At 58.4% G+C, this 12,827-nt stretch carries 14 protein-coding genes; 5 read left to right on the forward strand and 9 right to left on the reverse strand.

The window, feature by feature from the left end:
* Positions 1–7 precede the first annotated feature (7 nt).
* The 9 genes from PY650_RS13555 to PY650_RS13595 all read right to left on the reverse strand — a co-directional run bounded on the left by PY650_RS13555 (position 8) and on the right by PY650_RS13595 (position 8,217).
* Entirely contained in the window at positions 8–1,015 is a 1,008-nt protein-coding gene (locus tag PY650_RS13555; RefSeq protein WP_285879798.1) for a type II secretion system F family protein, read from the reverse strand.
* A 10-nt stretch (positions 1,016–1,025) separates the two neighbouring features.
* Positions 1,026–2,495, reverse strand: coding sequence for a TadA family conjugal transfer-associated ATPase (locus PY650_RS13560; RefSeq protein ID WP_285879799.1), 1,470 nt, complete (start codon positions 2,493–2,495; stop codon positions 1,026–1,028).
* Positions 2,496–2,576: 81 nt separating this feature from the next.
* Complete coding sequence (locus PY650_RS13565) at positions 2,577–3,848, reverse strand: CpaE/TadZ family protein (protein ID WP_285879800.1); 1,272 nt, start codon at positions 3,846–3,848, stop codon at positions 2,577–2,579.
* 37 nt (positions 3,849–3,885) lie between these two features.
* Positions 3,886–4,614, reverse strand: a complete 729-nt coding sequence (locus PY650_RS13570; protein ID WP_285879802.1) for a CpaD family pilus assembly protein — start codon at positions 4,612–4,614, stop codon at positions 3,886–3,888.
* 55 nt (positions 4,615–4,669) lie between these two features.
* A complete protein-coding gene (locus PY650_RS13575; protein WP_285879803.1) occupies positions 4,670–6,169 on the reverse strand; it encodes a type II and III secretion system protein family protein in 1,500 nt (499 codons plus the stop codon).
* A 13-nt stretch (positions 6,170–6,182) separates the two neighbouring features.
* Positions 6,183–6,995, reverse strand: coding sequence for a Flp pilus assembly protein CpaB (gene cpaB / locus PY650_RS13580; protein WP_285879804.1), 813 nt, complete (start codon positions 6,993–6,995; stop codon positions 6,183–6,185).
* A gap of 164 nt (positions 6,996–7,159) precedes the next feature.
* A complete protein-coding gene (locus PY650_RS13585) occupies positions 7,160–7,672 on the reverse strand; it encodes an A24 family peptidase (protein ID WP_285879806.1) in 513 nt (170 codons plus the stop codon).
* A gap of 93 nt (positions 7,673–7,765) precedes the next feature.
* A complete protein-coding gene (locus PY650_RS13590) occupies positions 7,766–7,948 on the reverse strand; it encodes a Flp family type IVb pilin (protein ID WP_285879808.1) in 183 nt (60 codons plus the stop codon).
* An 86-nt stretch (positions 7,949–8,034) separates the two neighbouring features.
* Positions 8,035–8,217: a Flp family type IVb pilin gene (locus tag PY650_RS13595; protein ID WP_285879809.1), complete on the reverse strand. Its 183-nt coding sequence runs from the start codon at positions 8,215–8,217 to the stop codon at positions 8,035–8,037.
* Between the two features lie 405 nt (positions 8,218–8,622).
* Between PY650_RS13595 and PY650_RS13600 the strand changes: the two genes are divergently transcribed.
* The 5 genes from PY650_RS13600 to PY650_RS13620 all read left to right on the forward strand — a co-directional run bounded on the left by PY650_RS13600 (position 8,623) and on the right by PY650_RS13620 (position 12,735).
* The gene (locus PY650_RS13600; RefSeq protein WP_285879810.1) at positions 8,623–9,036 is read left to right on the forward strand and encodes a pilus assembly protein N-terminal domain-containing protein; all 414 of its coding nucleotides are present in this window, start codon (positions 8,623–8,625) and stop codon (positions 9,034–9,036) included.
* A 160-nt stretch (positions 9,037–9,196) separates the two neighbouring features.
* On the forward strand, positions 9,197–9,817 hold the full coding sequence (locus PY650_RS13605; protein WP_285879811.1) for a TadE/TadG family type IV pilus assembly protein: 621 nt from the start codon (positions 9,197–9,199) through the stop codon (positions 9,815–9,817).
* A gap of 5 nt (positions 9,818–9,822) precedes the next feature.
* Positions 9,823–10,413 (forward strand): TadE/TadG family type IV pilus assembly protein, encoded by a 591-nt coding sequence (locus PY650_RS13610; protein ID WP_285879812.1) that lies wholly within the window; start codon positions 9,823–9,825, stop codon positions 10,411–10,413.
* A gap of 136 nt (positions 10,414–10,549) precedes the next feature.
* Positions 10,550–11,770, forward strand: a complete 1,221-nt coding sequence (locus PY650_RS13615) for a phosphopentomutase (RefSeq protein ID WP_285879813.1) — start codon at positions 10,550–10,552, stop codon at positions 11,768–11,770.
* Entirely contained in the window at positions 11,767–12,735 is a 969-nt protein-coding gene (locus PY650_RS13620; RefSeq protein WP_285879814.1) for an adenosine deaminase, read from the forward strand. The genes PY650_RS13615 and PY650_RS13620 overlap by 4 nt, the downstream gene beginning before the upstream one ends.
* The last annotated feature ends 92 nt before the right edge of the window (positions 12,736–12,827 follow it).

The following is a 12,827-nucleotide window of genomic DNA, read 5'->3' on the forward strand; positions in this document are numbered from 1 at the left end:
CTTTAGGTCAAATCTCGAAGTTGACCATGTTGCGCATGATGTAGATGCCGAATGACATCCAGATACCAGCGGCGCCCAGGATCAGATGGCCGCGCGGATCAACGAACAGAATCCTCATGTATTGCGGCGAAGTCAGGTAGACGAGCGTGGCGACAATGAAGGGCAGCGCACCGATGATGACGGCCGAGGCCTTTGCTTCCATCGACAGTGCGGTCACCTTCGCTTTCATCTTCTTGCGTTCGCGCAGCACGCGCGCAAGGTTGCCCAGCGCTTCGGACAGATTTCCGCCCGCCTGCGCCTGGATAGCAATGACGATCGCAAAAAAGTTTACCTCCTGCAGAGGCATATGATTATTCATGCGCAGACAGGCATCGGTCATGCTGAGGCCGACCTGTTGGGCCTCGACGACCCGGCGGAATTCAGATTTGACGGGTTCGCGTGCCTCGGCTGCCACAAGCCGCACGGCATCATTGAGCGGCAGACCGGAGCGGATCGAACGGGTGATGAGGTCGAGCGCGTTGGGAAATTCGTCCAGGAATTTGTTCTGCCGGCGCTTGATGAGGAAGCCGACGACCCAGCGCGGTAAGCCGAAGGCTGCGGCAAAGGGCAGGCCAACCAATACGGGGAGCGGGGCATGGGTCAGGAAGAGAACAACCATGATGAAAAGGCCGAACAGGACGCCAAAGAGATAGAAACGTCCGGGCGTCAGTGACAAGCCGGCGTGTCCGAGCCGCATCTTCAGCGATTGTTTCTTCTTGGTGTTCTCCAGTTGGCGCTTTTCCAGATCCTTCAGCGAATCCTGCACTGATTTGCGCCGTTTCGACATTTCGTGCACGCGGTCGCGCGCCGCCTTGACTTTCGTCCGGTCGGTCTCGGCCGACTTGATGCGGTTGACGCGGCTGTCGGCCTTTTTCTGGGTTTCGATCCGGGAATAGAGGACGGCATAGCAGACCGCCGCCGCGGAGACGGCTGCAAGCACCACAATCAGAAGCACTACCGGATCGGCACCGAACATCGGGAAAGTCCTATTTCGACTTGTTTTCCATCTCGTCGAGGGCAGCAGCCAGGCGCTTTTCCTCGTTGTAATAGCGGGCGCGGTCCCAGAAATGCGGCTTGCCGACACCGGTCGACATATGCCGGCCGATGATACGGCCGCTCGCATCCTCGCCTTCGATTTCGTAGCGCATCAGGTCCTGGGTGATGATCACATCGCCTTCCATGCCGATCACCTCGGTGATCTGGGTGATGCGGCGCGAACCGTCGCGCAGACGGGCGGCCTGGATGACGACGTCAACGGACGTGGAAATGATTTCGCGCACCGTTTTGGCCGGCAGGCTGAAGCCGCCCATGGCGATCATCGATTCCATACGGCTCAGGCATTCGCGTGGCGTGTTGGCATGGATCGTGCCCATCGAGCCGTCATGACCGGTGTTCATCGCCTGCAATAAGTCGAAGACTTCCGGTCCGCGTACTTCGCCGACGATGATGCGTTCAGGGCGCATACGCAGGCAGTTCTTGACCAGATCGCGCATGGTGATCTCACCCTCGCCTTCGATGTTTGGAGGGCGGGTTTCAAGGCGGACGACATGCGGCTGCTGGAGCTGCAGTTCGGCCGTGTCCTCGCAGGTGATGACGCGCTCATCTCGATCGATGTAGTTCGTGAGGCAATTCAGAAGCGTCGTCTTGCCTGAGCCGGTACCCCCGGAAATCACGACATTGCAACGAACGCGGCCGATGATCTGCAGCAGCGTGGCGCCCTCCGGCGTGATGGCGCCGAAGCGGACAAGCTGGTCGAGCGTCAGCTTGTCCCTCTTGAATTTGCGGATGGTAAGCGCCGGGCCGTCGATGGACAGCGGTGGTGCGATGACGTTGACGCGCGATCCGTCCGGCAGGCGGGCGTCGCAGATCGGGCTCGATTCGTCGACGCGACGGCCGACCTGGCTGACGATGCGCTGGCAGATGGAGAGGAGCTGGGCATTGTCGCGGAAGCGGATTTCCGATTCGACCGTCTTGCCGCCGACTTCGATGAAGGTCTGGCCGGCGCCATTGACCATAATGTCGGCGATATCGTCACGGGCGAGCAGCGGCTCCAGCGGACCGTAGCCGAGGACGTCGTTGCAGATATCCTCGAGCAGTTCCTCCTGCTCGGAGATCGACATCGCGAAATTCTTGATGGTGATGATGTCGTTGACGATGTCGCGGATTTCCTCGCGCGCCGCCTCGGCATCGAGCTTGGAGAGCTGCGACAGGTCGATCGTATCGATCAGAGCCGAAAAGACCTGCGACTTGGTGTCGTAATATTCTTCGGTGCGCGCCGGCCGGCGGCGTGTCGGAGTCTGCATCGAAGGGGGCGCTACCTGCTGGCGTTGTTGCGCCGGCTCGACCAGCACGTTCGATGCCGCCGGCGCAGCAGCGGAGGGCGTGCGCGGCGGCGACGGAGGCGACGCTACGCTGCCACTCTTTGCAGGACCTTCATTTCCGCGTCTGCCAAACATGCTGTCGATCCAATTCTAGGCTGGAGCATGATGTCAAAAGTGCGAACCGGCTTTCGAACATGATCATGCGAAATCAAACAATTACTTGCGTTTCAGGAGACCGAGTAGACCGCCCTTTTTTGCCTTCTTCAGTGCAACGCGCCCGGTGACGATGTGCGATATTTGCGAGAAGGTCTCGGCGATCGGCGATTTCGAATCGGTCTCCGAAATCATGCGGCCGCTATTGGCGGCGTTGCCGAACAGGTTGATATCAAAAGGAATGATGGCGATCGGGTCGGTTTCCAACGGCTCACAGAACTCCGAAGGGCCTATTTCCGGGCGCTTGGGCATGCCGACCTGATTGAGGATGAGATACGGCGCCTTGTCGTTGGGACGCAGCTTGCGCAGTGCATCCAGCATGTTCTTGGCGTTGCGCAGATTGGCAAGGTCAGGCGCCGCGCAAATCACGACTTCATCGACGGCCGCAAGCACGGAGCGCGTCCACTCCGACCATAGATGCGGCACGTCGAGCACGCTCACGGGCGCGCTGCGCTGCAGAACGTCGAGCACCGGCTGGAACGCCTGGCCATCGAAATCATAGGCGCGATCGAGCATGGAGGGAGCGGCGAGCAAGGACAGGTGCTGGGAACACTTGGTCAATAGGCGGTCAAGGAAGACCTCATCAAGCCGTTCCGGCGCATAGACGGCTTCAGCAATGCCCTGCGCCGGGTCCTGGTCGAAATCGATGTTGGCAGTGCCGTAGGGCAGGTCGAGATCAGCGAGAATGGTCTCGGTCGAGAACAGGTTGGAGATGCCGAAAGCGCAATTGTGCGCGATGGTGGACGCCCCTACCCCACCTTTGGCGCCGATGAAGGCGATGCTGCGGCCCAGTGGTTCCGCGTCGGGATCGACGAAGATCGCCGCCATCGCGGCCATGACGTCGGTCATGGAGACGGGGTGGACCATATATTCGGAAATGCCGTTGCGGATGAGTTCGCGATAGAGGCCGATGTCGTTGTAATAGCCGACGATCACAACTTTGGTGCTGGGATCGCAGACTGCGGCAAGCGGAGTAAGCTCGGCCAGCAGATTCTGCGGATTAGCGCGGGTTTCCAATATGATCAGATTCGGCGTCGGCGTCGAGGCGAACATGTTTGCCGCCGCCGCCGTGCTGCCGCTGGTAATCCTGAGGCTGACTTTGGACATGCGCCGATCGTTGGCACATCGGTCCATTACCTGCTGCAACTGCTCGCTTTCGCAGAAGGCATGCACGGAGATACGCGGCAGTGGCCGCATGTTTTCGAGATCGCCGACACGGGGCGCGTCCCCGGCTTCCACCGCGGCCTGCTTGATATCGTAATCGATAGCGCTCATGACTTTATCCTGTTGCGGCGACAGCCAACTCTCATGTTTAGAAACCGCTGCTGCCGCGGCTAGAGCCACCGACCGTAGCCGTGCTGGTTGCGGTCGAACCGTTGCGATAATTGTCGATGACCTTGCTGCGCTGGTCGGCATCGATGGGCGTCACCGCGCGCGGCGCGATGAGATCGGTCGGATTGGCGACTTGTGCAGCGAGGTTGTTCTGGGTGGCGCAGCCGAAATTATAATAGTTCTGATTATCGAAAAAGTTGTCGGCAAGATCGTCCGGCCATTGGCCGCAGGCATTGGTGGCCGCGGTCGTCGCCGTGAAGCGCAGGCGGATCGGTGCGGCATCATAGGGACCGCCGGCCGGATAATAACTGTCGACGATGCGCGCCGACGGAATGCCGTTCGCCACCAGCTCCTGACGGATCTGCCGGCGTAAGACAGATGCGGCCGGCGAGTTCGCAGATTCCCGCGGTGTGAGAATTTCGACCGTGCCAGTTGCGTGCGCGCGATAATCCTGTGCGAACCCCCGGACCGTATCGCGCGTGCCAGGGGTCAGGCGGCGATCACCAGCGGAGATCGGAATGTCGACATGGTGTTCCCTCTCCGTCAGCACGATTGGATGACGCTGACGATAGTCGTCGGAAATGGCGCTGGTCCTTATGCCATCCGGCGAACCGGCACATCCGCTGACAACGCTAGCCATCATGATCAAGGCGAGGGCTGCAAATCGCGGCCTGGCGATACGGGGCGCATTGCGATCGAGGCTGGCCATGTTTTGGTCTCTCGTGGATCCGATTGAAAAGGGGCGATTCATGATCCGTTTGCCCTCACTTGTAGATAAAGCCGACTGTGCCGTGGAAATTGGCATCGGCGACCGGCGGCGCATCCCTGCGGCCGTAGATCTTGTTGACACGGTTCATGAAGAAGGCAGCGGCATCGTTCGTCGGGGAGAAGTTATCGTCGGGACGGGCAAGCTGATCGCGAGCCACCGGCCGCACGAGGTAAGGCGTCGCAATGATCACCAGTTCTTTTTCGTCACGCTGAAAGCTCTTCTGCCGGAACAGCGCGCCGATGATCGGAATCTTCGAGGCGCCAGGTGTTCCGTTGGTATTCTGCTGGATGTTATCGCTCAGGAGGCCTGCGAGCGCTATCGAGCCGCCGGAAGGCAATTCGACGGAGGTGTCTGCCGCGCGCTGGTTGTAGGTCGCCTCTCCGGCGGTGCCTACGGGTTCGGAAACCTGAGTCTGGACATGCAAGCTGATGCGTCCGGCCGAAAGGACGACAGGCGTGAAGGCAAGGCTGATGCCGTAAGTATACGGCGTGATCGTCACCTTGCCGTCCTGATCGATGGTGGAATAGAGCGTCTGGCCACCCGAATTGAAGGTCGCGGCCTGGCCTGAAATTGCTGTCAAGGTCGGTTCGGCGAGGGTGCGGACAGCGCCAGCTTGCTCCATAGCATTCAGGTAACTTTTAATATCGTATTTGCCGATCGCCGTCTTGAACAAGGCGCTGATGCCGCCATTGCCGTAGGCGGCCGTTGAATCACCACTGACGTTGCCGAGCTGCGCAACGGTGAGACCGGAAGAATTACTGACGAGATGGTCGAAACCGATCTGCTTCAGCACGCTGCGCTTGATCTCGGCGACGGTGACCTTCAGCGTCACCTGATCCTCGCCTTCGATCTGCAGGAGATTGACGATCTGCGAGGTCTGGCGCGCTTCGGCAAACAGAGCGACGGAATTGTCTCCACCGCTACCGCTGGCGGTTTCGGTGCGGGTGGTGGCTTCGCCACCTTTCAGGAAGGCTTCAGCCAATTGCTCGGCGCGCGCCGAATCCTGTGGGGTACGGACCGTACCCGTCAAGACAATGTTATCGGAGACGATCTCGACGTTGATGGCGGAGTCCGCGATGAAACGTTTGAGGTTGGTCTGTAGGCCGGCGATGTCGCGTTCGATCTGAAGATCGAGGCTGACGATCTCCTTTCCGTCGGCACCGAACACGAAGATATTCGTCTGGCCGACAGTCTTGCCGAAGAGGTAAATGCGGCGCGACGTACGCGTCACCGCATCGGCCATCTTAGGATCGGAGACGAGAATATCATGGGCATCCGCCGGGAGGTCGACCACCAGTGCTTTGTTGAGGCCGAGCTTCAGCGTGCGCTTAGTGCCGAGGCCGGCAATGGTGACGATGGTGTCGGCGCCGTCGGCCTTGGCCATTGCCATGCGCAGGAAAGCCGGCGCGTCGGCGAAAGGCAGTCCGGCGAAAGCGACAGAGAAGGAGAGAACCGCAGACGTAAGAAGGCCGATTGGTTTGCTGGTCTTAAACATGGTCCCGCCCTTCTCATTGCGTCTTGGCTGCGGCTGCGCTGTTGGTGACGATCGCGCCTGACTTGATGACCTGGACGACGGCGCCGCCATTGTCTCCGGCCAACAGATAGTCGGCGGCGGTCGTATCCGATTGCCCCGCATCGGCGACCGAGCGCAGCGCCAGCGTCAGGCGATCGGCCATCTGTTGGGCGACCGCCAGAACCTTGGTCTGGTCCGGCGTCAGCTCCAGAGTCGCGGTCGTGCCGACCACAGCCTTGGTGCCATCCTGCTTTTCCTCGATTTGTTGATCGACAGCGAGGACGCGGACGTTGCTGAGCACGGTCTCGGTTACGAATTTCTGGGTATCGCCCTTGCGTACCATGATCACGTCGACACGGTCATTGGGAAGGATGAAGCCGCCGGCACCGGTCGCGACCGAGATTTCGGTGGCGACTGCACGTTTGCCGGAAGGCAATAGCGACGAGAGAATGTGGCTGTTGGAATCAGCGACTTTCTCCTCGCGGATCGGTTCGCCTTCAAAAATCGGCAGGCGGACGACCGCACCGTCTAGGTCCTTCAGCGCATCGGGGCGATCGGCTTCGGTGATGAAACCCTTGACAAGGCCGCTCTGCGGCCAGGCGATCCAATGGACCGACTTGTCATTCAGGCGCGAGCCGACCGGAAGATTAGCGTCGGCGACGAGCACATTGACCGTCGCCTCCTTCTCCACCACCGCTGCGACCTGCGGCACGACATTGTGCGAACCGGCTAGACGCATCGCCAGCAGTCCGGCAAGCCCTGCCGTAACAACTGCCACCGCGAGTATCATTAAGCGAGCGGGTTTCATGATCATTCCTTGGGGAATACGACTCTTCGCCCCGCAGAATGCTCTGGAATTGGTGTAATTATGGTTAATGGTATATTACATTTACAATTATTTAAGCACGTCTATTAATGAAACATAATATATATCGCGGTTTAGTACATCATTAATACTTAGAATTATCTAATTTAGATAAGATGCGACGTCGCCGCAATGACCAGCGGAGACGAGGGAAAAACCAGAAAGCCGCCAATGGCGATAGCGATGCCATACGGGATTTTCTTGGCGATCAGCAACGAGTTCGGCACCGGCAGGCCCATGGCCAGGATGGCATTGGTTTGCGAGCGCACCATAAGGATGAAAATCGTCACGACGCCGCCGAGGAAAGCGACATGGATGAGGAAGGACAGAAGCGACGGGTCGATGCCAAACCAGAGTGCGGAAGCCGCCAGCAGCTTGGCATCGCCACCGCCCATGACGTTCACGGCAAAGAGCGCAAAGCAGACACAAAAGACAATGGTCGCGCCGGCAAAGTGCATGCCGATGTCAGTCCATGTCAGGCCGAGTAAGGGTGCAAGCACCATGAAGGCGCCAAACAAAACCAGCGATACCCGATTCGGGATCGTCATCGTAAACAGGTCGGAAAGGGCCGCGACCGCAAGGCAGAGCGGGAAGATCAGCAAAGTGGCAGCTTCAAGCATTTGATATCCCCCAGACCAACCAATAAATGTCAAAAACCGCTCACTATACGGAGCGGTTTCCGAACTTTTTACATCACTATACTTCCGCTACGATTAATGTGCCGTGGAAGCGGTGTTCATCTTGTCAGAAACGCCATTGAACGTGGTGCTGAGCGTGTTGCCCAGCGTCGTTGCGCCGGCAATAATGGCGACGGAGATCAGCGCGGCAATCAGACCATATTCGATTGCGGTCGCACCGGATTCGTCTTTCAGGAAACGCGAAAAAAGCTTAGTCATAAGATAACTCCGCTCATTTTGTTAATAGCACGTCGGTCAACAGTGCCGTTTTCAATCCAAACATGCCGCTGAAGCGCCGCAATCAATTAATGTGCGGTAGAAGCGGTGTTCATCTTGGTAGAAATACCATTGAACGTGGTGCTGAGCGTATTGCCCAGCGTCGTTGCGCCGGCAATGATGGCGACAGAGATCAGCGCAGCAATCAGGCCATATTCAATTGCGGTGGCACCGGATTCGTCCTTCAGAAAACGCGAAAAAAGCTTGGTCATAGGTTAACTCCACTCACTTTGTTGACAGCACGTCCGCCAACTGTTTGCCGTTGATCGGATGAGTTACACGGTAGCGGCTGGCCGTTTCCATCGCTTTAAGGAAGTGGGTTAACAGATCGGAAATTCTAAAACGCAAATAGACTAGTTAACGTCAAATCATGTCTTTCCAAACAATTTTAAAGAAAATCTTCAATTTCAGGGCAATAATTAGAGGCTAATGTATTAGGGCAATGCATGGAGTGTCTCGCAATATTTCATACCCAGAATGGAAATCCCAAAATGGAAGGCCAAGGCGACGAACTTGCGTCACAATTGTACGAGCAGCGTTCCCTTAATTGTTCATTCACCATTCTTTCTCATTGTATTTGGTAACCGTTTCCGCCAACAGCTTCACGAGGCCAGACCATGCCAACCCGCGGCAGAACCACATTCTTTGCCTGCGCTGCCGCAATAGGGGGCCTGTTAGCGCAACTTTCCCACGCCGCGGACGACGGCATGCTGCGGGTCTATATGGATCACGCGCGCGTTCTGAAGCTTGATCGTCCCGTCAGCAAGGTCATTGTCGGCAACTCGCAGGTTGCGGATGCGACGGTCGCCGATCCGAAGACCATTGTGCTTACCGGTCGGAGCTTCGGCACGACGAATATCGTCCTGCTCGATTCCGATGGCAACGCGATCGTCGACGAGCGCATCCTCGTATCGATCGACGAAGGCAATACGGTCCGCGTCTACCGTCAGACCGATCGTTCAGTGCTGTCCTGCACACCCAATTGTGAGCAGCATGCCCAACAGAACCACGCTGCATCGGCCGCGCCATAGAGGCCGGTTTTCATTCCCTCGCTATATTCAACTATACTGAACAAGATTTGGCTTTCTTAAACAAATCCAAGCTTCCTCTCAATATGAAGAGAGAAGAGAAACGGATTATCAAGAAAGCGGCTCTAGTCTCACCCCCGTTTAAATCGCCGCGGATCCCGGTATGACGCCAGACGACGATATCCCTGGGGGCAAGACCCTTGTGCGGCGACGCGCGAGTGGCGGCCTGCGTGAATTCGTGCGCTCCCGCGACGGCACGGCCGCCATCGAATTCGCCCTTCTGGCCATACCCTATTTCCTAATCATCTTTGCGATCCTGGAAACATTCGTCGCCTTTATCGCAGAACAGGTCGTTTCCAACGCCGTCGATACGCTGTCGCGTCAGATCAGGACCGGGCAGATCACCGCCGCCAATACGAATCAACAGCAGTTCCGCCAAGCTTTCTGCAACGAGATTTCGGTCATCATCGCTTGCTCGGCGGCCGAGCTGGCGACGCCAACTAATCTTTATCTCGACGTCGAAAGCTACACGACGTTTGCGGCCATGCCGACCACCATACCACGCGTGTCGTCCAACCCCTATTCCGACCTCAACACAACGGGCTTCAAATACGCGCCTGGCGGCGCCCAGTCGTATAACATGATGCGCGCTTATTACCGCTGGCAGGTGATAACCGATCTGCTGCGGCCCTATCTCACCACTATACGTCCAACTGACGGTTCCATGCCAACGACCTATCTCATCGTCGCGACGGCGGCCTTCCAAAACGAGAATTATCCGTGAGGAGGATGGCAATAGGTCAAAAGGAGTTGATAGCGAAGCTTTGCGCCACCTCTCTGCGACGCTTTGCCCGCGACGAGCGGGGGATCGGCGCGATCGAATTTGCCATCCTCTTTCCGGTGCTGGTGATGCTCTATCTCGGCGCCTTCGAACTCACCATAGCGCTCAGCGTCGAAAAGCGAGCCAGCCGGTCGGCCGGTTCCATCGCCGACATCCTGACGCAGCAACCCAGCGTCAGCAAGGCGATGCTCGCGACAATGCCTTCGGTCGCCAGCGCTATTTTCGCGCCCTACGAGACGAAGGGCCTAACGCTAAAGATCAGCGGTATTCAGCTCGATGCCAGCAGCAACGCCACCGTTGCCTGGTCCTGGGCACAAGACGGCAGCAAGCCCTATTCGACCGGCAGCACCGTTACCCTCCCCACCAATATCGCTCAGCCGAGCACATTTCTGGTGCGCACAGAGCTCGCCGTTCCCTATCAGCTCATCAGTTTCGGCTCGGATTTCCTGCCTGCCGGCAGCAGCCAGATCACCATCGGCCGCGAGTATTTTTATCGTCCGCGCACCACCGATAAATCGATCTCTTGCACCGATTGTTGAGCGCAATTTCCGCAAATCCGTGCGATATTCCCCATTTGAACAGGAAAATTGCCAAGTCGACGTCTCCGTTATATGGGTGACGTCCAATGCGCCTCGCATCAGATGTGGCGCGTTGAGCAATCCTATCGGGTGAACTATGGCGCGCGCCTTTCTCTTCGTTCTTGATTCCTTCGGCGTCGGCGGCAGTCCGGATGCGGCGGCCTATGGTGATGAGGGCGCCGATACGCTCGGCCATATCGCCGAATTCTGCGCCGCGGGTGCGGCCGATCGCGAGGGCCTGCGTTCCGGACCGTTGATGCTGCCGAATATGTCGGGTCTCGGACTGTTAGAAATCGCCAAGGCGGCGACAGGCCGCTACCCGGACGGCATGCCAAAGCCGGAAAAGCTCTATGGCCTATATGGCTGCGCCAATGAAGTGTCGCGCGGTAAGGACACGCCATCAGGCCACTGGGAAATAGCCGGCACGCCCGTGATGTTCGACTGGGGTTATTTTTCCGCCGAGGGCGACGCCTTTCCGCCGGATCTGGTGGAGGCCATTTGCAAAGCAGCCGATCTGCCAGGCATTCTCGGCAATTGCCATGCTTCCGGCACCGAGATCATTGCCAAATATGGGGAGGAGCATATCCGTAGCGGCAAGCCGATCTGCTACACCTCGTCCGACTCCGTGTTCCAGATTGCTGCCCATGAACACCATTTCGGCCTGGAACGGCTAATCGCTCTCTGCCAAATCGTTCGCACCTTGGTCGATCCCTATAATATCGGCCGGGTCATCGCCCGCCCCTTCATTGGAGAAACGCCGGCGACATTCGAGCGCACCGGCAACCGCCGCGACTTCTCCGTGCTGCCGCCCGAGCCGACCCTGCTCGACCGGCTGGTCAAGGCCGAACGCACCGTACACGCGGTTGGCAAGATCGGCGACATCTTTGCCCATCAGGGCATCTCCAAGGTCATCAAGGCCAACGGCAACATGAAGCTGATGGATGCGACGCTCCGGACGATGGACGAGACTGCCGACGGCGATCTTGTCTTTACGAATTTCGTCGATTTCGACATGGTTTATGGCCATCGCCGTGATGTGCCCGGCTATGCGGCGGCCCTTGAAGCCTTCGACGCGCGGCTGCCGGAGGTGCATGAGAAGCTGAAACCCGGTGATCTCGTCATCCTGACCGCCGATCACGGCTGCGATCCGACCTGGCGCGGCACCGACCATACGCGCGAGCGTGTGCCTGTCATCGCCTATGGGCCTGGTATCCGCTCGCGCTCGATCGGCGTCCGCCGCACCTATGCCGATATCGGCGAAACCGTTGCTCGCCATTTGGGAATTGCCGCAGGGCCGCATGGAAGGAGTTTTCTGTGACATCGCATTTGAAGAAGGTCGAGCTGCACTGTCATCTCGAGGGTGCCGCTCCTCCAGCGCTGACACTCGAACAAGCTCGGAAATACAACGTCGATACCAGCGCCTTCCTGCGTGATGGCATCTATCTCTGGAAGGATTTCGCCGAATTCCTCGTCTGCTACGACAAGGTTTCTGAGGTCTATCGCACTGAGGAAGACTACGCGCTGCTGACCGAAACCTATCTCGAAGGGCTTGCCGACATCGGCACGATCTATAGCGAACTGATCGTCTCGCCCGACCACGGCGACCGTATCGGCCTCGGCGCCGACGCCTATATGGCCGGCATTTCCGCCGGCATTCGCGCAGCGCAGGAAAAGAGTGGCATCGTCGCCCGGCTGCTCGTCACCGGCGAACGTCACTTTGGACCGGAGCGTGTCATCAAGGCCGCCGAATATGCCGCCAAAAGCGATAATCCGCTGATCACGGGCTTCAATATGGCGGGTGAGGAGCGCATGGGCCGCGTCGCCGATTACGCGCGCGCTTTCGACATTGCCCGTGACGCCGGTCTCGGCCTCACGATCCATGCCGGCGAAGTCTGCGGCGCATTCAGCGTCGCCGATGCGGTTGCGCTGGTGCGCCCGTCGCGCATCGGCCACGGTGTCCGCGCCATCGAGGATTTCGACCTTGTCAAACGCCTCGCCGATCTCGGCACGGTACTGGAGGTTTGTCCCGGTTCCAATGTCGCACTGAACGTCTTCCCGGATTTTGCCACCCATCCGCTACGCAAGCTGCGTGACGCCGGCGTGCGCGTGACGATCAATTCCGACGACCCGCCCTTCTTCCACACCTCACTGAAGCGCGAATACGATCTGGCTTCCACCGCCTTCGGCTTCAGCGACGACGAGATCGACGCCATGACCCGCACGGCGATCGAGGCTGCCTTCGTAGAAGAAGCAACGCGAGAGGCGCTGTTTGCAAGACTGTAACAGCTTCATTTTAGGCGGCGGACTGGGGATGACATCTCTCAGTCGGGCCTATTTTCTTGCACCAGAGGCAATTTCCGTGAAAGAAACATCTG

It is taken from the genome of Martinezella calliandrae (genome assembly GCF_030272695.1).
Taxonomy (GTDB): domain Bacteria; phylum Pseudomonadota; class Alphaproteobacteria; order Rhizobiales; family Rhizobiaceae; genus Rhizobium; species Rhizobium calliandrae.